General features: G+C 67.1%; 16 protein-coding genes. 10 read left to right on the forward strand and 6 right to left on the reverse strand.

What is annotated here, in order from left to right; all coding sequences use genetic code 11:
* The first annotated feature begins 2 nt into the window (after window positions 1-2).
* From BMZ45_RS14005 to BMZ45_RS14025, 5 genes are all read left to right on the forward strand, one after another.
* Window positions 3-767, forward strand: a complete 765-nt coding sequence (locus tag BMZ45_RS14005; RefSeq protein WP_091637138.1) for a 5-oxoprolinase subunit PxpA — start codon at window positions 3-5, stop codon at window positions 765-767.
* Between the two features lie 124 nt (window positions 768-891).
* Window positions 892-1590 carry a DUF969 domain-containing protein gene (locus BMZ45_RS14010; RefSeq protein WP_091637139.1) on the forward strand — a complete coding sequence of 233 codons (699 nt, stop codon included), beginning with the start codon at window positions 892-894 and terminating at the stop codon, window positions 1588-1590.
* Window positions 1587-2540 (forward strand): DUF979 domain-containing protein, encoded by a 954-nt coding sequence (locus BMZ45_RS14015; protein WP_091637140.1) that lies wholly within the window; start codon window positions 1587-1589, stop codon window positions 2538-2540. The genes BMZ45_RS14010 and BMZ45_RS14015 overlap by 4 nt, the downstream gene beginning before the upstream one ends.
* Entirely contained in the window at window positions 2537-3193 is a 657-nt protein-coding gene (pcp, locus tag BMZ45_RS14020) for a pyroglutamyl-peptidase I (RefSeq protein WP_091637141.1), read from the forward strand. The genes BMZ45_RS14015 and pcp overlap by 4 nt, the downstream gene beginning before the upstream one ends.
* A 230-nt stretch (window positions 3194-3423) precedes the next feature.
* Window positions 3424-3726 carry a hypothetical protein gene (locus BMZ45_RS14025; RefSeq protein ID WP_091637142.1) on the forward strand — a complete coding sequence of 101 codons (303 nt, stop codon included), beginning with the start codon at window positions 3424-3426 and terminating at the stop codon, window positions 3724-3726.
* A 16-nt stretch (window positions 3727-3742) separates the two neighbouring features.
* Here BMZ45_RS14025 and BMZ45_RS14030 read toward each other — a convergent pair whose 3' ends face one another.
* The 3 genes from BMZ45_RS14030 to apbC form a co-directional block, all read right to left on the reverse strand.
* Window positions 3743-4261 (reverse strand): RDD family protein, encoded by a 519-nt coding sequence (locus BMZ45_RS14030; RefSeq protein ID WP_175489068.1) that lies wholly within the window; start codon window positions 4259-4261, stop codon window positions 3743-3745.
* 31 nt (window positions 4262-4292) lie between these two features.
* Complete coding sequence (dcd, locus tag BMZ45_RS14035) at window positions 4293-4862, reverse strand: dCTP deaminase (protein ID WP_055899878.1); 570 nt, start codon at window positions 4860-4862, stop codon at window positions 4293-4295.
* A 109-nt stretch (window positions 4863-4971) separates the two neighbouring features.
* Window positions 4972-6048 (reverse strand): iron-sulfur cluster carrier protein ApbC, encoded by a 1077-nt coding sequence (apbC, locus tag BMZ45_RS14040; protein ID WP_343124207.1) that lies wholly within the window; start codon window positions 6046-6048, stop codon window positions 4972-4974.
* A gap of 510 nt (window positions 6049-6558) precedes the next feature.
* On the opposite strand from apbC, the gene BMZ45_RS14045 reads away from it, so the two are divergent.
* The 5 genes from BMZ45_RS14045 to rnfB all read left to right on the forward strand — a co-directional run bounded on the left by BMZ45_RS14045 (window position 6559) and on the right by rnfB (window position 15964).
* Window positions 6559-9393, forward strand: coding sequence for a TonB-dependent receptor domain-containing protein (locus BMZ45_RS14045; protein WP_091637144.1), 2835 nt, complete (start codon window positions 6559-6561; stop codon window positions 9391-9393).
* A 388-nt stretch (window positions 9394-9781) separates the two neighbouring features.
* A complete protein-coding gene (locus tag BMZ45_RS14050; RefSeq protein ID WP_254776647.1) occupies window positions 9782-12616 on the forward strand; it encodes a TonB-dependent receptor plug domain-containing protein in 2835 nt (944 codons plus the stop codon).
* Window positions 12617-12781: 165 nt separating this feature from the next.
* Window positions 12782-13216 (forward strand): DUF2147 domain-containing protein, encoded by a 435-nt coding sequence (locus tag BMZ45_RS14055; protein ID WP_091637145.1) that lies wholly within the window; start codon window positions 12782-12784, stop codon window positions 13214-13216.
* Between the two features lie 174 nt (window positions 13217-13390).
* Window positions 13391-15469, forward strand: a complete 2079-nt coding sequence (gene metG, locus BMZ45_RS14060) for a methionine--tRNA ligase (RefSeq protein ID WP_091637146.1) — start codon at window positions 13391-13393, stop codon at window positions 15467-15469.
* A gap of 81 nt (window positions 15470-15550) precedes the next feature.
* Window positions 15551-15964: an Rnf electron transport complex subunit RnfB gene (gene rnfB, locus BMZ45_RS14065; protein ID WP_091637147.1), complete on the forward strand. Its 414-nt coding sequence runs from the start codon at window positions 15551-15553 to the stop codon at window positions 15962-15964.
* A gap of 136 nt (window positions 15965-16100) precedes the next feature.
* On the opposite strand, the gene BMZ45_RS14070 is transcribed toward rnfB, so the two are convergent.
* Genes BMZ45_RS14070 through mutL form a run of 3 tightly spaced genes read right to left on the reverse strand, consistent with a single transcriptional unit; the run spans window position 16101 to window position 20057 of the window.
* Entirely contained in the window at window positions 16101-17153 is a 1053-nt protein-coding gene (locus tag BMZ45_RS14070; protein ID WP_091637148.1) for a TraB/GumN family protein, read from the reverse strand.
* Between the two features lie 22 nt (window positions 17154-17175).
* On the reverse strand, window positions 17176-18165 hold the full coding sequence (locus tag BMZ45_RS14075) for a DUF1684 domain-containing protein (RefSeq protein ID WP_254776648.1): 990 nt from the start codon (window positions 18163-18165) through the stop codon (window positions 17176-17178).
* Between the two features lie 41 nt (window positions 18166-18206).
* A complete protein-coding gene (gene mutL / locus BMZ45_RS14080; RefSeq protein ID WP_091637150.1) occupies window positions 18207-20057 on the reverse strand; it encodes a DNA mismatch repair endonuclease MutL in 1851 nt (616 codons plus the stop codon).
* Window positions 20058-20083 lie beyond the last annotated feature (26 nt).

The following is a 20083-nucleotide window of genomic DNA, read 5'->3' on the forward strand; positions in this document are numbered from 1 at the left end:
GCGTGAGCGTTCCGAACCGCAAACGCATCGACTTCAACTGCGACCTCGGCGAGGGCTGCGGCGACGACGCCGCGATCCTGCCCTACGTTAGCTCGGCCAATATCGCCTGCGGCGGCCATGCCGGCGACGACGCCACCATGCGCGCGACCCTGCGCCTGTGCCGCGAACATGGCGTCGCGATCGGCGCCCACCCGGGCTACGAAGACCGCGAGCATTTCGGCCGCCGCGTGCTGCCGTTGGACCGCGACGAGATCGGCATGCTGATCCTCAGCCAGCTCGCGCGCCTGGCCGCGATCGCCGCCGACGAGGGCTTGCGCCTGAGCCACGTCAAACCGCATGGCGCGCTCTACAACCTGGCCGCCGACGACCGCATCGTCGCCGACGCCATCGTCGGTTCGGTCGCGGCCTTCGATCCCAAACTGGCCGTGTTCGGCCTGTCGGGCTCCGAACTCACCGCCGCCGCCGAGGCCGCCGGTCTGCGCGCGGTGCACGAAGTGTTCGCCGAACGCGGCTACGGCCCCAACGGCCGCCTGCTGCCACGCGGTACACCGGGCGCGGTGCTGGAGACCCTGGAACAGGCGGTCGCGCAGGTGCACAGCCTGGTCACGCGCGGCGAAGTCGTATGCGCCGACGGCAGCCGCCTGCCGCTGCGCGCCGATACCCTGTGCCTGCACGGCGACCGCGCCGACGCGCCCGAGTTCGCGCGCGCCGTGCGCGCCGCGCTCGAAGCCGACGGCATCCGCATCCTCGCGACCGACGCCGCGTGATCGCAGCGGCCGCTCCCGCCCGCATCGATTCCCCAGCGCGTCCGTCGCGGCGCGACGCGCAAGCGACCTCTCCCGACACGGACGTCCCCACCGCCGGCCGCGCCGCGGCCGCCAGGATCCGCCCATGAATTATTGGCCCTTGCTGGGCGTGGCCGCCGTCGTGCTCGGCTTCGCTCTGCGCCTGAATCCCGCTCTGGTGGTGGTGGCCGCCGGCTTCGTCACCGGCCTGGCCGCGCACCTCTCGCCGCTGGAGGTGCTCGAAGTGCTGGGCAAGGCCTTCACCGACAAGCGCTTCCTGCTGCTGTTCCTGCTGACCCTCCCGGTGATCGGCCTGCTCGAACGCCACGGCCTCAAGGAACACGCCCAGGCCTGGATCGCGAAACTGCGCGGCGCCACCATGGGCCGCCTGCTGATCGCCTATCTGCTGATGCGCCAGTTCTTTTCCGCCCTGGGCCTGACCAGCCTGGGCGGCCATCCGCAGACCGTGCGCCCGCTGCTGGCGCCGATGGCCGAAGGCGCGGCACAGGTGCGCCACGGCGAGTTACCTGAAGACGAGCGCCAACGCATCCGCGCGATGTCGGCCGGCACCGACAACGTCGGCCTGTTCTTCGGCGAAGACATCTTCATCGCCTTCGGCGCGGTGTTGCTGATCCAGAGCTTCTACGCCGAGCACGGCATCCAGCTGGACGCGTTGCAGATCGCGTTCTGGGGCATCCCCACGGCGATCTGCGCGTTCGCGATCCACACCGTGCGCATCCTGCGCTTCGAGCGCCGCCTGGCCAAACGCCTGGCCGCCGCGCAGCCGGAGACGCCGCCGGCATGATCACCCTCACCCACGTGTACTGGCTGCTCGGCGCCTACCTCGCCGCCCTGGCCTGGCGCGGCTGGCGCGACCGCGACAACCCGCGCCGCCACACCACCGCGCTGTTCTGGGGCCTGCTGGCGTTCCTGCTGTTCGCCGCCGACCGCCTGCCGCCGAAACTGGTCGGCGCCATCGTCGTGCTGCTGGCCCTGCTGGCCGGCTTCGGCGGCCTGCGCATGGGCGGCTACAGCCAGAGCAGCGCCGAGGAAAAACACAGCGAAGCGCAGCGTCTGGGCAATCGGCTGTTCTGGCCCGCGCTGCTGATTCCGGCGGTCACCTTGATCGGCGCGCTCGGCCTCAAGCGCATCCAGTTCGGCGGCACGCCCTTGCTGGAAACCGCCAACGTCACCCTGGTCTCGCTGGCGATCGCCTGCGCGATCGCGCTCGCCGCCGCCTGCCGCCTGACCCGGCAGACGCCATGGAGCGGCGTGGAGCAATCGCGGCGCCTGGTCGACTCGATCGGCTGGGCCGCCCTGCTGCCGCTGCTGCTGGCTTCGTTGGGCAGCGTGTTCGAGGCCGGCGGCGTCGGCCAAGCCACCGCCGCGGTGGTGCGCTCGGTGATTCCGGTCGACAACCCCTTCGTGGTCGTCGTCGCCTACGCGCTGGGCATGGCCTTGTTCACCATCATCATGGGCAACGCCTTCGCCGCGTTCCCGGTGATGACCGCCGGCATCGCCCTGCCGCTGCTGGTGCAGCAGCACGGCGCCGAGGCCGCCTCGCTGGCCGCGATCGGCATGCTCTCAGGCTATTGCGGCACCCTGATGACGCCGATGGCGGCCAACTTCAATCTGGTGCCGGCGGCATTGCTGGAACTCAAGGATCCTTACGGCGTGATTCGCGCGCAGTGGCCCACGGGCGCGCTGTTGCTGGCCTGCAATGTGCTGCTGATGTACTGGATCGCGTTCCGATGAGCGCGCGCAAACCGAGCGTACTGTTGACCGGCTTCGCGCCCTTCGGCGGCGAAGCCAGCAACCCCAGTTGGGACGCGGTGCAGCGCCTGGCCGGCAAGTCCGTGCGCGGCCACCGCATCGTCACGCGCTGCCTGCCCTGCGTGTTCGGCGCCTCGCTGCGCGAGCTGCGCGCGGCGATACGCGACACCCGGCCCGCGCTGGTGCTGTGCGTCGGCCAGGCCGGCGGCCGCAGCCAGCTGTCGTTGGAGCGGATCGCGATCAACGTCGACGACGCCCGCATCCCCGACAACGACGGCGCGCGCCCCATCGACGAGCCCGTGGTGGCCGAGGGCCCGGCGGCCTACTTCAGCGACCTGCCGATCAAGGCCATGCTGGCCGCGCTGCGCGCCGCCGGCATCCCCGCCGAGGTCTCGCAAACCGCCGGCACCTATGTCTGCAACCACGTCTTCTACGGCTTGATGCACGCGCTACGGCGCAGCCCCGGCGTGCGCGGCGGCTTCGTGCATATCCCGTATTCGCCGGCCCAGGCCGCGCAGCACCCGGGCGCGCCCAGCCTCTCGCTCGAGGTCGTCTCCGAAGGCCTGCGCATCGCGCTGGTCACCGCGCTCACGACCGTTGCGGACAGCAGAATCGCCGCCGGCGCCGAGCACTGACGCGTCTGCTCGGCTACCCCTGCTTGTCTTCCCTCTTTGAAAAAGGGGGATCGAGGGGGATTTGCTCTTGTCCGCAGCTAAAAGCAAATCCCCCCTAGCCCCCCTTTTTCAAAGGGGGGAATCAAGACAGCGGCGAACTCGCCACCATCACAGCGTTCGGCTCCCATTCGCCCACGACCAGCGAAGATGCCGCATCGCGTGCGATGCACGCCTCTGCCCCGGAGTACGCCATGCACCGTCATCTGTCCGCCGCCCTGCTCTGCACCCTGGGCATCTTCGCCGCGCCCACCGCGCAGGCCGGCTTGTTCGACAAGAATCCAGACCAGGTCGCACAGGAAGCCGTCGCCAAGAACCTGCGCGCGGTCACTTTGTGGGTCGAAGCCAGTTGGGGTTTCCGCAATCAGGGCGCCGCCAACAATCTCAGCCGCGCCCACCAGTCGTTCACCACGCGCGGTTACAACGTGGTTAGCGTGGAGCCGTACATCGAGAACGGCGATCTGCAGGGCTTTTTCGTGACGTATCAGAAGCCCTGATTCGTCCTGTGCGTGGTCAGGGCGCCCTGACCACGCGCGTACCAGCAATCAGGTCGTGCAGACAGCGGCGATCGCGGCGGAAGATCATCAAGATGTCCACCCACCCGTAAACCAGACTCAGGCCCGGAATCGCGGAGGCCGCATTGGTGGGCAAATAACGGCGCAGCAATAGCCGACCCAAACCGGGTTTGGCACCGTCCGTGCCAACGATCTTGATCTTGCACACCCGCTTGCCCCAGGTCTGCCCATAAGCATGCAAGGGGTAGGCCTGCACGAGCACGAATACCGCGAAGCCGATCGCCGCCCACAAGGCCATCACGCTAAACGGCATAAACAGGCGGCCAGCCTCGCTGTTGGCTCGAATCTGATCGAAATAGCCGCCGAAGTACGCCAAGGGCGTGACCATCACGAACGAGAGGATCCCGTCCAGGATGGCCGCACCGAGACGGCCCTCGCGCGTGGCCAGCTCGCTGTCGTCCGACACCGGCTCGATCAACTGCGCCTGCGGGCTGCGGTACGGGTTCTCTTCTTCCACGGTTCGTCCTTGCAGTGGTCGCCGATACGGCTCAGGTACGCGGCAGCGTCACGCCCGTCTGCCCCTGATACTTACCGCCACGGTCCTTGTACGAGGTCTCGCAGACCTCGTCGGACTGGAAGAACAGCATCTGCGCCACGCCTTCGTTGGCGTAGATGCGCGCGGGCAGCGGCGTGGTGTTGCTGAACTCCAGGGTCACGTGGCCTTCCCACTCCGGCTCCAGCGGGGTCACGTTGACGATGATGCCGCAGCGCGCATAGGTGCTCTTGCCCAGGCAGACCACCAGGGTGTCGCGTGGGATGCGGAAGTACTCGACCGTGCGCGCCAGCGCGAAGGAATTCGGCGGGATGATGCAGACGTCGTTCTCGATGTCGACGAAGCTGCCCGGGTCGAAATGCTTGGGGTCGACGATGGTCGAGTTGATGTTGGTGAACACCTTGAACTCGCGCGAGCAGCGCACGTCGTAGCCGTAGCTCGAAGTGCCGTAGCTGACGATGCGCTGGCCGTCGGCGGCGTGCTTGACCTGACCGGGCTCGAACGGCTCGATCATGCCGTGCTGCTCGGACATGCGACGGATCCAACGGTCGGACTTGATGCTCATGCGGGGGTCTCGGGGGCGTGCTGGGGCGAAAGCGCCGTGACCGCCGATTGTAAGCGAGCGGGGCCGGGCGTCGCCCGGCCCCAGGCCGCCCGCCGGGCCAGCGCCCGGCTCAGCCCAGCAGCGAGGCCGAAATCGAGGGCGCGACCCGCGGCCGCAGCGCCAGCCGCACCGCCAGATTGCGCGCCGCCGCGCGGTAGGCGCGGGCCGCCGCCGAGTCCGGCGCGGCCGCCACCACCGGCACACCGGCGTCGCCCTGCTCGCGGATCGCGATCTCCAGCGGCAGGCTGCCCAGCAAAGGCACCCCGTACTGCGCCGCCATGCGCGCGCCGCCGCCCTCGCCGAACACGTGCTCGGCATGCCCGCAGTTCGAGCACACGTGCACGGCCATGTTCTCGATCAGGCCCAGCACCGGCACATGCACCTTTTCGAACATCTTCAAGGCTTTGCGCGCGTCCAGGGTGGCTACGTCCTGCGGCGTGGTCACGATCACCGCGCCCGCCACCGGAATCTTCTGGGCCAGGGTCAGCTGAATATCGCCGGTGCCCGGCGGCAGATCGACGATCAGATAATCCAGCTCGCCCCAGCGCGTCTCATTGAGCAACTGGGTCAGCGCCGAGGTTGCCATCGGCCCGCGCCAGATCATCGGCGTGTCCTGCTCCACCAGCAGCCCGATCGACATCGCCGCGATCCCGTGCGCGTGCATCGGCTCGATGGTCTTGCCGTCCGGACTGTCCGGCTTGCCGCTCAAGCCCAGCATGGTCGGCACGCTGGGCCCGTAGATGTCGGCGTCCAACACCCCCACCCGCGCCCCGTCGGCCGCCAATGCCAGCGCCAGATTGACCGCCGTGGTCGACTTGCCCACCCCGCCCTTGCCCGACCCGACCGCGATCAGATTGCGTACGTTTTCCAGCGGCGCCAGATTCGGCTGCACGGCGTGCGAGGTGATGCGCGCGTTGAGCTCCAGACTCGCCAGGGTCTTGCCCTCGCCCGCGAGCAGGCCAGAGATCCCCTCACGTAGGGCGGCCTCGATGCCGCGCACCGGGAACCCGCAGGTCAGCGCCACCGCCACCCGGCCGTCGGCATCCACCGCGCGCACTTTGACGTCGGCTTCGGCGAGGGTGAATTGGGTGTCGGGCAGCAAAAGGGCGGAAATCTGGTTTTGCAGGGGTTCGCTCAAACGGGTCACCTAGGTAAAAGTCGCTGCACAGCGCCCGAGATCATCGCAGGGCCGCAGGCCGAACATGATACTGCGCTCTCCGTCTGTCTTGTGCCGGCGCGCGACTCGCGAAGCTCGTGGTGACGACGCAAATCGAATAAACGCCGACTTTCTATCGGGTCGATGACTCGAACTTAATCTTCGAACCTGCCGATATTCTCCGCAGAGAAACTGATGCGATCGCAAGGAAGATTCGATCGTGACCGCAAATGGCACTTCCACTGACGCCTTCGTTCTCCCCAAAGAGCGCTTTTCTACGAGTCGATCAGTACGGTCCATTTCGAGATCGCAACGTCGAGAAGCACCTCCCCCCCTACCTTTCATGCGCCAAACCGGTTCGGCGCACTTTGCATAATCTGTCTATTCGACAAGCACATGCAAAGCTCGTTAACGACATGTTACGTTCGGGTTCGTCGGGGGATTGACGACGAAGAAATGGCCAGGGACAGGCCCACCATCCAAAAAGTTAGGGGATAACTCATGGAAGTAACCGAGAAGCGGCTGCCGCGCAGCCGTCTGACTGCTGCACTTTTGGCGGCTTTGATCGCGCCCGCCGCCGGCGGTGCGTTCGCCCAGGACGCCGCGCCTGCCCAGCCTCAGCCTGCCAGCGACACGCCGACCGACGTCGACGGCGTCACCGTGGTCGGTTCGCGCATCAAGCGCGCGCAGATCGAAGGCCCGGCGCCGGTCACCGTCATCAGCCGCGACGACATCGACAAGCAAGGCTTCCAGACGGTCTCCGACATGCTGTCGTCGCTGACCCAGAACACCACCAACTCGTTCACCGGCGACCTCGCCGTCAACGGGTTCACGCCCAACGCCCAGGTGGTCAACCTGCGCAACCTCGGCCCGGGTTACACCCTGGTTCTGGTCAACGGCCGTCGCATCGCCGACTACCCGCAGCCCTACAACAGCGACCGTTCCTCGGTGAACGTCGGCGCCATCCCGTCCTCGATCATCGAGCGCGTGGAAGTTCTGGCCGGCGGCGCGTCCGCCATTTACGGTTCGGACGCGGTCGCGGGCGTGGTCAACATCGTCACCCGCACCAACTTCGACGGCAACCTGCTGCGCGGCACGGTCGGCACGACCGGCGCGGGCGGCGGCGACAGTGTCAACCTCGAGTACTCGGGCGGCCGCGTCGGCGACAACTGGAGCACGACCTACGCGCTGCAGTACAGCTACAACGAGCCGATCTTCGCCTCCCAGCGCGACTTCATGGACGACCTGCGTGACGGTCCGCGCGGCGACCGCGTCGGCCCCAGCTTGTCGCTGGTCGCGATCGACCTGCTCAACCGCAACCGCGCCGCCTACTACCCGGGCGACGCCGTCTGCGACCGCTTCGGTTTCTCGCCCTACCTGTCCGCCACCCGCGGCCAGATCTGCGGTTCCTACGACTCCGTCGCGTCGCGCTCGCTGTCCAACAAGCGCGAAGCCATGTCGGGCTACGCCTACGGCACCTACGACTTCAGCAATGGCATGCAGGGCTGGGGCAGCCTGATGCTGAACAACTCCGAGTCGACGTCCAGCAGCGGCACCGAGTTCTGGGGCACCGCCGGCGATCCGTTCCTGCCGGCCAGCTTCTACTTCGATGAAGGTCTGGGCACCTACGTCCAGCTGCAGCGCGTGCTGACACCGAAGGAAGTCGGCGGCAACACCGCCGTGGTGACCAAGTACAAGGAAAAGAGCTACGACTTCGCCACCGGCCTGCGCGGCGACTTCGGCGACCGTTTCGACTGGGATCTGTCGGCCTCGTACGGTCGTTACGATTACAAGTCGGACTCGCCGCGCCTGCTGGCCCAGGCCGTGCACGACTACTTCCTCGGCCCGCAGACCATCGACGACTACGGTTATGCGCACCACACCCTGAACCTGGATCGCTGGCACACGCCGTTGACCCCGGAGCAGTACCGCAGCATGTCGACCCGCGTGGTCAACAAGGGCCACACCACGTCGGCGCAGGCGAACTTCGTCATCAGCGGCGATCTGTTCGACATGCCGGCCGGTCCGGTGGGCTTCGCGGGCACGATGGAGTTCGGCCGTCAGACCATCGACCTCAAGAGCGATCCGCGCACCGATCCCGCACGTACGCCGGACGCAAACACGCCGTATAACCTGGTCAGCTCGGGCAACATCCAGGGCGAACGCGACCGCTACGCGATCGGCGCCGAGTTCCGCGTGCCGCTGCTGGATAACTTGAGCGCCCAGCTGGCCGGCCGTTACGACAAGTACGACGACATCACCCAGGTCGATGGCGCCTTCACCTACGGCCTGGGCCTGGAGTTCCGTCCGATCGAGCGCCTGTTGCTGCGTGCGAACTACTCCACCAGCTTCCGCGCGCCGGACATGCCGCTGGTGTTCGCGCAAGGCGTCGCCTCGTTCGCCGGCATCGTCGACTACTACGGCTGCCGCCGTGGCGGAGACACGGTCACCGAGTGCCGTGCCAACAACCACCCCAGCCAGTACCAAACGCTGAACCAGACCGTCGGCAACCCCGACCTGCAGGAAGAAAAGGGCAAGTCGCTCACCGCCGGTTTCGTGCTGGATCTGATCGAAGGTATGTCGATGTCCGTCGACTACTACAAGATCGTCCTGGACGACCAGGCCACGGGCCTGAGCCTGGACTACATCCTGGAGAACGAGGCCAACTGCCGTCTCGGCACGCTGCCGGACGGTTCGCCGGTCCCGCAGGGCCAGAACTCGGCGTTCTGCCAGGACATCGTGTCGCGCGTCACCCGTCAGGTCGCCCCGGGTAACCCGGACGGCCGCGTCGTCAACGTCCGCGCCGGCTACATTAACGCTTCGCGCTCGGAGAACACCGGCATCGACGCGACCTGGCGCTACCGTTTCGACACGGACCGTTGGGGCAACTTCGACTTCAATCTGGCCTACAGCCTGAGCCTGGGTGAGAAGTATCGGCAGTTCGAGGAAGACGATCTGATCGACTACCGCGACCGCCTGGACAACGACAACCAGCGCAGCCGCGTGCGCGGCAGCGTGACCTGGGAGAAGGGCGACTGGACGACGACCGTGTTCGGTCAGCGTCTGGGTTCGGCGCCGAATGCGGCCGAAGCCTCCGGTCGGGATGCGGTGACGGGCGTGTACTACGGCGCGCGCCTGCAGCCGTACATGCTCTACAACCTGTCGATCGAGAAGAAGTTCGGCGAGAACATGGAAGCCGCGTTCGTCGTCAACAACGTGCTCGACAACACCCACCGCAAGGATCCGAGCAACACGGGCTATCCGTTCTTCAACCCGTTCATCGGTGCCGACCCGTACGGCCGCGCGTTCTTCCTGCGTCTGTCGTACAAGTTCTGATCTGTTGCACTCCGCTACAAGAAAGGCCCGGCGCAAGCCGGGCCTTTTTCTTTGAAGGTTCGAGTAGTCGCGCCGTACACCCCTGGAGGTATTGCCTGCCTACGCGCGCGGCCATTGCCGTTCGAGCATGGGAAGACCGCCAGGCCAGTCAATACGCTGGACCCTGCGAAAAACACATTACGAATTGCATCAAACGCCAATATTCAGTGCATTTATCGGAATAAATCCAGTAAAAACAGATAGTTACAAACCACAGTGAACCTATAAAAAATTTGTGATCGTGTGATGACATCGGCGTTAACCGCATGTTAAGTTCGCCTACAAGGGGACAGCAACACGCCAAGGTCGGCACACAAGAAACACATCTAGTTCATTTGGGGGACAACCAATGGCAGTTCGCAACGCATCCGGCCTGCAGCGCAGCAGGCTGACGGCGGCGCTCATCAGCGCCTTGGTCCTTTCGGTCGCCGGCACGGCGAGCGCACAGGACGCCAACACGCAACCCGCTTCGACCCCGGAAAAAGCCACCGACATCGACGGCGTCGTGGTCACCGGTTCTCGCATCAAGCGCACCGAGATCGAAGGTCCGTCGCCGGTCACGGTGATCACCTCCGCTCAGATCGAGCGCGAAGGCTTCAACACCGTTTACGACGCGCTCAACACCCTGACCCAGGCTTCGGGTGCGACCCAGAACGAAGTCTTCCAGGGCGGCTTCACCCCGAACGCCAGCGTGATCAACCTGCGCGGCCTCGGCCCGGGTCGTACCCTGCTGCTGATCAACGGTCGTCGCGCCGCGGACTATCCGCTGCCCTACAACGGCCAGAGCAACTTCGCGAACTTCGGCAACATCCCGGCCGCCGCCGTGGACCGCATCGAAATCCTGGCCGGCGGCGCTTCGGCGATCTACGGTTCGGACGCGGTCGCGGGCGTAGTCAACGTCATCCTCAAGACCAACTTCGAAGGCGACCAGCTCAAGGTCCGCGCCAGCACCACCAGCCAGGGCGGCCGCGATATCGGCGACATCCAGTGGATCGGTGGCAAGACCGGCGACAACTGGAGCGTCACCTACGCCCTCGAGTACTTCAACAGCGAGCCGCTGTACGGCTATCAGCGCGACTTCATGGATTCGGCGCTGGACAACCCGCTGCCGCCCGCCTTCGTCGGCATCCAGCCGACTGGCACCATGCGCGTGCGTCGCCGCACCGGCTCCACCGCCGGTTCGTACTTCGCTCCGCCGGCTGGCGCCTGCGAACAGCTCGGTGACGAGTGGGTTCGCTGGAACTTCCGCTCCGCCTCCGCGGCGGGCGCGATCACCAACCTCGGCCAGGCCTGCGGCAGCTTCAAGGACGTCGGCTACCAGACCATCAGCAACGGCAACAGCGATCTGTCGGGCTACGCCTACGGCACCTACCAGTTCGACAACGGCATCGAAGGCTGGGCCAGCCTGCAGGCGTGGAAGTCCAAGGCCAAGTACGGCGCCGGCACCCAGTTCTGGGGCGGCCGCACCGTCGGCGCACTGTGGTTCGACCAAGGCTTCAACCAGCTGGTCGACGCGCAGCGCGTGTTCACCCCGCAGGAAGCCGGCGGCATCAAGAACCTGCTGGCCGAGAACGACGAGCGCTCGTACGACTTCGCGTTCGGCTTCCGCGGCACCTTCGGCGAGAAGTGGGACTGGGATCTGACCCTGTCGCGCGCCGAGTACAACATCAAGGTCGACCGTCCGCGTCTGCTCTCCACCGCGGTCAACGATTGGTTCCTGGGTCCGCAGCTGGGCACGCGCGTCGTCGGCGGCGTGACCTACCCGGTCTACAACCTCAACCAGTCGCGCTACTACCGTGCGTTGACCCCGGAACAGTTCGCGGCCCTCAACACCACGGTCCGCACCGACGCCGAGTCCTACGTCAACCAGGGCAACTTCGTGGTGTCGGGCGACCTGTTCAACCTGCCGGCCGGCCCGCTGGGCTTCGCCGCGGTGTTGGAAGCGTCGCAGCAGGAGTACAAGCTCACCGCCGATCCGCGCATCCTGCCCGATTACACCGGCGCCGACCGTCCGTACAACCTGACGGGTACTGGCGGCGGCGGCGAGCGTAGCCGCTACGCCCTGGGCGTCGAGTTCTCGGTGCCGATCTTCGACTCGTTGAAGGCCAGCTTCGCCGGTCGTTTCGACAAGTACGACGACGTCACCTCGGTGGACGACGCCAAGACCTGGAACGCCGGCCTCGAATGGCGTCCGCTGGACAACCTGATGTTCCGCGGTTCGTACTCGACCAGCTTCCGCGCCCCCGACATGCACTACGTGTTCGCCGAGCGCAGCGGTTCGTTCAGCGCCATCTTCGATACCCGTCGCTGCTTGCAGGATGGCGGCAGCGCCTCCAGCGGCTGCACCGGCACGCCCTACAACTACACCGCGTTCGGCGTCCGTCAGGGTACCCGCGACCTCGAAGAGGAAACCGGCAAGTCCTGGACCGCCGGTCTGGTGTGGGACATCTTCGAAGGCATGTCGTTCACGGCCGACTACTACAACATCGAGATCGAAGACGGCGTCTCCGACATCACCTCGGCCTACATCCTCGACGGCGAAGCCGGCTGCGCCACGGGTCTGACCCGTAACCGCACGCCGTTCACCCTGGGCGCTCCGGGCTCCGCGTTCTGTAACGACATGCTCTCGCGCGTGTCGCGTCTGAGCGCGCCGGGCACCCCGAACGACGGCCAGATCACGGAAATCCGCCGTGGCCCGATCAATCGCGCGGTTCAGAGCGTGACCGGCATCGACGCCACCCTGGATTACCGTTTCGACACCGACCGTCTGGGCGACTACCGCTTCCAGCTGGCCTACTCGCACACGCTGGAGCAGAAGACCGCCCAGTTCAAGGGCGACCCGGTGCTGGATTACCGCGACGACCTGACCAACTTCGACTTCCGCAGCCGCATCCGTGCGACCGCGACCTGGGAGCGCGACGATTGGCAGGCGGCGGTGTTCATGCTGCGCTACGGCAGCCTGCCGAACTGGCAGGAAACCGGCCGTATCGCGCCTTACTTCATCTGGAACACCAGCGTGGGTAAGAACATCACCGAGAACGCCAAGCTGGTCCTGTACGTGAACAACGTCTTCGACAAGACCCATCCGCGCGACGACGGCTTCAACAGCTATCCTTACTTCTGGCGTGCGTACAGCCCGATCGGCCGCGAAGTGGCCTTCGAGTTCCAGTACAGCTTCAAGTAAGCGACTGCTGCATTGTCCCCAGAAGCCCGGCGCAAGCCGGGCTTCTTTTTTGTCCGGTCGCGGCCTTTGGGGGCCCGCTTCCATACGCCGACGGATGCGGTATAAAGAAGGTCAGCCGCGGGGCTGCCGCGCGGCCAGAACCATGCCTATCCCTGGGAGGGGAACATGCGTACCAAACTGCTTGCATTGCTCCTGCTGGCGCTGCCGATGGCGGCGTTCGCGCAGAACACGCCGGTCGGACACTGGGTCACGATCGACGACAAGACCCAGAAGCCCAAGTCGGTGGTCGAAATCTACGAAGCGAAGGACGGCAGCCTCGCCGGCCGCGTCACCAAGGTGCTGCAGTCCGACCGCGGCCCCAACCCGGTCTGCGACAAGTGCTCGGGCGACCGCAAGAACAAGCCGGTCGAAGGCATGGTCATCCTGTGGAGCGTGCGCAAGCATGGCGACACCTGGGAAGACGGCAAGATCCTCGATCCGGCCAGCGGCAAGATCTATTCGGTCAAGGTCACGCCGGTCGACGGCGGCAAGAAGCTGGACGTGCGCGGCTTCATGGGCTTCTCGCTGCTGGGCCGTACCCAGACCTGGGTCCGTCAGTAAGCGTCAACCCCGTCATTGCGGTATCGACGACCCGGCCTAGGCCGGGTCGTTTCGTTTGGGGCGCCGGAGGACGATCGCGAAGGGGCCGGGACCACCGCGCCTGCGGAGGCGGGCCGCACGGGACCTGCAGCGGCCGCGTGCCATAATTCCCGACCTCCCACCGCAACGCCGCCCATGTCCCGCGAGTTCGTCGTTACCTGCGCCCTGCCCTACGCCAACGGGCACCTGCACCTAGGCCACCTGGTCGGTTACACCCAGGCCGATATCTGGTGCCGCGCGCAACGCATGTCGGGCCATCGGGCCTGGTACGTGTGCGCGGACGATACCCACGGCACGCCGATCATGCTCGCGGCCGAGAAGGCCGGGGTTACCCCGGAATCCTTCATCGCCGGCATCCAGGCCAGCCACGAGCGCGACTTCGCCGATTTCGGGGTCGCCTTCGACCACTACGATTCGACCAACTCGGCGCGCAACCGCGCGCTGACCGAGGCCTTCTACGCCAAGCTCGACAACAACGGCCACATCTCGCGGCGCTCGGTCGCGCAGCTGTACGATACGGTCAAGGGCATGTTTCTGCCCGACCGCTACGTCAAGGGCATCTGCCCGAACTGCGGTACGCCCGACCAATACGGCGACAACTGCGAGAACTGCGGCGCCACCTACGCGCCGACCGAACTCAAGGAACCGCGCTCGGTGGTCAGCGGCGCGACGCCGGAGCTGCGCGAGTCGGAGCATTTCTTTTTCGAGGTCGGCGGTTTCGAGGCGTTCCTGCGCGAGTGGCTCAGCGGCGACGTCGCGATCCCGGGCGTCAAGGCCAAGCTGCTGGAATGGCTGGACGCCGACGGCGGCCTGCGCGCCTGGGACATCTCGCGCGACGCGCCCTACTTCGGCTTCGAGATTCCCGGCCATCCGGGTAAGTACTTGTACGTGTGGCTGGACGCGCCGATCGGCTACCTCAGCAGCTTCGAGGCGCTGTGCGAGCGCGAAGGCTTGGATTTCTTCTCCTACCTCACCCGCGACAGCCAGGCCGAGCTGCACCATTTCATCGGCAAGGACATCGTGACCTTCCACGGCCTGTTCTGGCCGGCGGTGCTGCACGGCTCGGGGTTCCGCGCGCCGACCCGTCTGCACGTCAACGGCTATCTGATGGTCAACGGCGAGAAGATGTCGAAGTCGCGCGGCACCTTCATCCAGGCCCGCACCTATCTGGACGTCGGCCTGGACCCGGAAGCACTGCGCTACTACTTCGCGACCAAGACCGGCGGCGGCGTCGAGGATGTCGACCTCAACCTGGCCGATTTCGTCGCACGCGTGAACTCGGACCTGGTCGGCAAGTTCGTCAACCTGGCCAGCCGCTGCGCCGGTTTCATCGAGAAGCGCTTCGACGGCCGACTCGCCGACACCCTGCCCGAGCACGCGACCTATGCGCGCTTCGTCGAACAACTGCAGCCGATCGCACAGGCGTACGCACGCAACGAGGCCGCGACCGCGCTGCGCCTGACCATGGCCCTGGCCGACGAGGCCAACAAGTACATCGACGAGCACAAACCCTGGGTGCTGGCCAAGCAGGAAGGCGCCGACGCCGAGCTGCAGGCCGTGTGCACGCAGGGGCTCAACCTGTTCCGCGTGCTCGCCGCCGCGCTGAAGCCGGTGCTGCCGCGGGTGTCGGCGCAGGCCGAAGCCTTCCTGGGCGCGCCGGTCGCGTTGTGGAGCGATCTGCACGCGCCGCTGCTGGCGCACCGCATCGAGGCCTACACGCCCCTGTTCACCCGTATCGACCCCAAGCATATCGAGACCATGATCGAAGCCTCCAAGGAAACGCTGAAGACCGCCGAGACCGAAGCCGTCGCCGCGCCCGCCGTGAAGACGGCCGTGACCGCAGCTGCCGCCGCCCCGGCCGCAACGCCGGCCAATGCCGCCGCGATCATCGGCATCGACGACTTCGCCAAGCTCGACCTGCGTGTGGGCAAGGTGCTGGTCTGCGAGTTCGTCGAGGGTTCCGACAAGTTGCTGCGCTTCGAACTCGACGCCGGCGACCTCGGCACGCGCCAGATCTTCTCCGGTATCCGCGGCTCCTACGCCGAGCCGGAAAAGCTGGTCGGCCGCAACGTGGTGTTCATCGCCAACCTGGCGCCGCGCAAGATGCGCTTCGGCCTCAGCGAAGGCATGATCCTGTCGGCCGGTTTCGACGGCGGCGGCCTGCACCTGCTCGACGCCGACGGCGGCGCGCAGCCGGGCATGCCGGTGCGGTGAGGCGAGTAACGAGTGGAGAGCAATGAGGAGCGAGTAAAAGCGCTCTCTCGCTTCTCACCCCTCTCAGCTCACGTCTGCCCCATGGATTTGACCGAACGCCTAGACCGCCTGCTGCCGCAGACCCAATGCGGCCAGTGCGGTTATGCGGGCTGCCGCCCCTATGCCGAAGCGATGGCGCGCGGCGAAGCGGGCATCGACCATTGCCCGCCCGGCGGCGACGCCGGCGCGCGCGCGCTGGCGCGGCTGCTGAATGTGCCCGCGCGCCCCTACGACCGTACCCGCGGCACGCACAAGCCGGCGCCGGTGGCGGTGATCGTCGAGGCCGACTGCATTGGCTGCACCAAGTGCATCCAGGCCTGCCCGGTCGACGCCATCATCGGCGCGGCCAAACACATGCACACCGTGATCGAGCCGCTGTGCACCGGCTGCGAGCTGTGCGTGCCGGCCTGTCCGGTGGATTGCATCGTGTTGGAGCCGGCGCGGCCGGCGGCCTAGCGTTGGGCCCGCCGCAGGATGGGGTGAGCGCAAGCGAACCGCATCGTTCGCGAATCATCATTCGCATCGATATTGCGCCGACGCGGCGCGGTGCGGTTCGCTTGCGCTCACCGCACCCTACGAATGCGCTTTGGCGTTAGCGCTTACCGGCCGCTTCCTTGACAGGAGCCGCCGCGCCCGTGGCCGGCGGCGACGCCACATCGGCGGTACCGGGCGCGCAGGCCGAGCACACGCGTTCGATCTTGTAGCCTTTGGCGCGCAGCTTCTCGACCACGCCGTCCTCGCCCAGCAGGTGCAGCGCGCCGACCACCACCAGGGCGTCGTCCTTCTTGGACTCGTCCAGCATCTTCTGGATCTGCGGCACCCAGGCGTCGTTGCGCTCGACGTTGACGACGCGATACGTCTCCGGCGTCTTGTCCTTCATCTCGGTGCGGGTGAGTTCGTCGAGCTTGGCCAGGTCGCCGGCGCGCCAGGCGTCGTGCATGTCGGCGAGCATGCCCGGCATTTCGGTGGGGCGATCGAGGAAATCGCGCAGGCCTTCGATCTGCTCGGGCATCGGCGAGGAGTCCATCACCTTCAACTGATCCTCCATCGATTCCAAGCCGCCGGTGGGCTTCTTGGCCGTGCTCGCCTGCTTCATCAGGTGCATATCCAAGCCGAGCTGGGGGCTGAAGCCCATCGCCTGCGATACGCCCAGCAACAGCGACAGGTTCACGAACCAGGGCTCGTAACCGTCGAGCGCTGCAACCGGGACGCCCTGCTTGCCCATCAGGCGCGTCAGTTTCTCGCGCAGATCGGCGGGCAATACCTGGCTCAGCGTGCGGCCGTCGGAATAGCCGGCGGCGACCATGAACTTGGCGCCCGCGCCCGGATCGTTCATCTGCTCCGGCGGGATTTCGAACAGCAGCTTGTCGGCGGCCGCGAACGCGGCGTCGACGTCGGGCGACAACGGGTAGTCGTCGCTCTTGAGCAAGTGGAACGAGCCCAGCAGATAGACCGCGTTGTCGGCGTCGGACACCTTCCACAGCAAGGGCACCGGCGGCGCCTTGGTCGGCGCGGTGGCGGCCGGCGTCGCGGCCGGCGTCGCGGCTGCGGGCGCGGCGTCCTGCGCGGAGGCGATCGCCGAGCTCAGCGCGGCGAGGATCAGGGCGCAGGGCAGCAGGCGCTTGAAGTGCGGATTACGGAGCATGGGCTATCGTCCTTGGAGTCGGTCAATGCGCGCCGGCATAGGCCTTTTCGCCGGCGGTGATCGCCAGGTCGAGACGGTTTTCCTGCGGCGGCAGCGGGCAGGTCGCGAACGCGGTGAACGCGCACGGCGGGTTGTAGCTCTTGTTGAAGTCCAGCATCACGCGGCCGCCGATGCCCGGCTTGGGCGCGTCGAGGAAGCGTCCGGCGCCGTAGCTGCCGTGGCCGTTGGTGCGGTCGGCGAACACCAGGAACAGCTCGTCGCCGCCCTCGTCCAGGGCTTCGATGCGGTAGCTCTTGCCGTCGCGCTCGAACTCGACATAGCCCGGATTGGGCACCTGCTCGGTGGTGCCGACGATGTTGGCGATCGCGATGGTCTTGCCCGGCGGATGAGCGACGAACTTGCTGTCCACCACCCAACCGGCGTCGGCCTGCCAGTACGGAATGTCCTTGAAGCCGCTGCGCGTGGGCGCGTCGGAGTGCTTGACGCGCAAGGCGTAGCGATCGCCGCGCTTGATCACGGTCAGGATGCCCTTGCCCTCGTCGAAGCCGAGCTTGCTGGGGCCGACCGGATCGGTGTCGATGCGCAGGGCGGTCGCGCCCTTGAGCGGCTGGTCGTCCAGGGTGAACGCGGTGCCGCGTTCGGGCACGAAGCGCACGCTGCCGTTCTTCTTCAGATCGATCATGCCGAAGTGGCCGGGGCCCATCGCCAGGCGGATGCCGTTGTCGGGCTCGCTGCCGAAGTAATGCGGGCCCGGGTCTAACCAATGCAAGCCGACCAGGCTGGTCCAACCGTCGGGCTTGGTCAGGTTGGCTTTGCGCTCGTCGCGCCAGACCTGCTGCTCGCCGATGAAGGCGGCACTGGTGGGCTTGGAGGGCGCTTGCGCCTCGGCGGTGGCCTCGGTGCCGCTCGCGGCGGCGGCGCCGGCACCCGGCGCGTCGAGGTCGCTTTCGGAACGCTCGCCGCCACCGCACGCGGCCAGGGCGAGGCAGAACACGATCGGGGACAGCAGCATCGGGAGCAGCCGCAGTCGCGGCATGGTCGGCAGTCGCATTCTCAACGTCCTCGCAGGAACCAGCGGTCGATTTCGGACAGGCTGAAACGGGCCCAGGTCGGCCGGCCGTGATTGCATTGGCCGGAACGCTCGGTCGCTTCCATTTCGCGCAGCAGCGCGTTCATTTCGGGCAGGCTCAGGCGCCGGTTGGCGCGCACCGCGCCGTGGCAGGCCATGGTCGCCAGCAGCTCGTCGCGCGCCGCGGCCACGCGCCGCGATTCGCCGTGCTCGCGCAGGTCGGCCAGCACGTCGCGCAGCAGCGCCTCGACGTCGCCGTGCGCGAGCAAGGCTGGCACGCTGCGCAGGGTCAGCGATTGCGGGCCGCTGCGGGTCACGTCGAAACCCAGCGCGGCCAGGGTATCGGTTTCGCGCTCGGCGACCTCGGCTTCGCGCTCGGACACCGCCAGCGAGGCCGGCACCAGCAGCGGCTGGGTGCGCAGGCCTTCGCCGTCGTGGGCGTGCTTGAGCTTTTCGTAGCCGATGCGCTCGTGGGCGGCGTGCATGTCGACCACGATCAGGCCTTCGGCGCTTTCGGCCAGCACATAGATGCCGTGCAGCTGGGCGATCGCGTAGCCCAGCGGCGGCAGGCTGGCGTCGTCGCTGTGCGGCAGGGCCGGGCGTGGCGCCGCCGGGTCGAAGTCCAGTGGCGACGGAGCGGACGGATAGGTCTGCGTCGCCGCCGCGTCGCCGGGCGCGCCGTACAGCGCGGCGTAACCGTTGCGGGTCTCGGCGACCTGGAAGCCGAGCGGACGCGTGGGCGCGCTCCAGTTGTAGCTGGGCTGCGCGCTCTGCATCGGGGCGCCGGCGCCTTGCGCTGGCGCATACGGATCCTGCGCGCCCGGCTGCGGCGCGATGCCGGCGCGGGTTTCGGCCAGGGCATCGTGCAGAGTGCGATAGACGAAGTCGTGGATCAGGCGCGAGTCGCGGAAGCGCACCTCATGCTTGGCCGGGTGCACGTTGACGTCGACCCGGCGCGGGTCCAGTTCCAGGAACAGCACGTAGGCCGGCTGGCGCCCATGGAACAGCACGTCGGCATAGGCCTGCTTGACCGCGTGGGCGACGCTGCGATCGCGCACCGCGCGGCCGTTGACGTAAAGGTATTGCTGGTCGGCGCTGGCGCGGTTGTAGGCCGGCTGGGCGATCCAGCCGTGCAGGCGCAGGCCGGCGCCGGAGTGATCGACGCGCAGCGCGTTGCGCGCGAATTCCTCGCCCAGGGTTTCGTTGATGCGCACGTCCGAGAGCAGGTCGCCCTCGCCCTTCCAGCGCCGCGAAGGCTTGCCGTTGTGGGACACGCGCAGTTCCACGTCGGGTCGCGCCAGAGCGAGCTGGCGCAGCCATTCCTCGATGTGGCTGAGCTCGGTGCGCTCGGCCTTGAGGAATTTGCGCCGTGCCGGGACGTTGAAGAACAGGTCGCGCACTTCGACCGTGGTGCCTTGCGGATGTGGCTTGGGCGTGACCTGCCCGACCCGGCCGCCATCGACTTCCAGGGTCGCGCCGTGTTCGGCCTCGATCCGGCGCGAGACCACCGCGAACCGGCTGACCGAGGCGATCGAGGGCAAGGCCTCGCCGCGGAAGCCGAGCGTGGCCACGCCCTCCAGATCGTCCAGCGAGGCGATCTTGCTGGTGGCGTGGCGCGAGATCGCCAGCGGCAGTTCCTCGGCGGCGATGCCGGCGCCGTCGTCGCGGATCCGGATCAGGCGCACGCCGCCCTCTTCCAGGTCGATGTCGATGCGGGTCGCGCCGGCGTCGAGCGCGTTCTCGACCAGCTCCTTGACCACCGAAGCCGGACGTTCCACGACCTCGCCGGCCGCGATCTGATTGATGAGGGTGTCGGGGAGTTGACGAATAGCCACTGAGCGACCGGGCGCCGCGGCGGCGC

Origin of the sequence: Lysobacter sp. cf310, from assembly GCF_900114355.1 — a bacterium.
Lineage (GTDB): Bacteria > Pseudomonadota > Gammaproteobacteria > Xanthomonadales > Xanthomonadaceae > Lysobacter.

Bases quoted from the DNA above. Each gene is read 5' to 3' on its own strand.
- BMZ45_RS14015 (WP_091637140.1), top strand. From the start codon at position 1,587: ATGATCACCCTCACCCACGTGTACTGGCTGCTCGGCGCCTACCTCGCC.
- BMZ45_RS14055 (WP_091637145.1), top strand. From the start codon at position 12,782: ATGCGTACCAAACTGCTTGCATTGCTCCTGCTGGCGCTGCCGATGGCG.
- rnfB (WP_091637147.1), top strand. From the start codon at position 15,551: ATGGATTTGACCGAACGCCTAGACCGCCTGCTGCCGCAGACCCAATGC.
- BMZ45_RS14045 (WP_091637144.1), top strand. From the start codon at position 6,559: ATGGAAGTAACCGAGAAGCGGCTGCCGCGCAGCCGTCTGACTGCTGCA.
- BMZ45_RS14070 (WP_091637148.1), bottom strand. From the start codon at position 17,153: ATGCTCCGTAATCCGCACTTCAAGCGCCTGCTGCCCTGCGCCCTGATC.
- BMZ45_RS14050 (WP_254776647.1), top strand. From the start codon at position 9,782: ATGGCAGTTCGCAACGCATCCGGCCTGCAGCGCAGCAGGCTGACGGCG.
- metG (WP_091637146.1), top strand. From the start codon at position 13,391: ATGTCCCGCGAGTTCGTCGTTACCTGCGCCCTGCCCTACGCCAACGGG.
- BMZ45_RS14075 (WP_254776648.1), bottom strand. From the start codon at position 18,165: ATGCTGCTGTCCCCGATCGTGTTCTGCCTCGCCCTGGCCGCGTGCGGT.
- BMZ45_RS14010 (WP_091637139.1), top strand. From the start codon at position 892: ATGAATTATTGGCCCTTGCTGGGCGTGGCCGCCGTCGTGCTCGGCTTC.
- pcp (WP_091637141.1), top strand. From the start codon at position 2,537: ATGAGCGCGCGCAAACCGAGCGTACTGTTGACCGGCTTCGCGCCCTTC.
- dcd (WP_055899878.1), bottom strand. From the start codon at position 4,862: ATGAGCATCAAGTCCGACCGTTGGATCCGTCGCATGTCCGAGCAGCAC.
- BMZ45_RS14025 (WP_091637142.1), top strand. From the start codon at position 3,424: ATGCACCGTCATCTGTCCGCCGCCCTGCTCTGCACCCTGGGCATCTTC.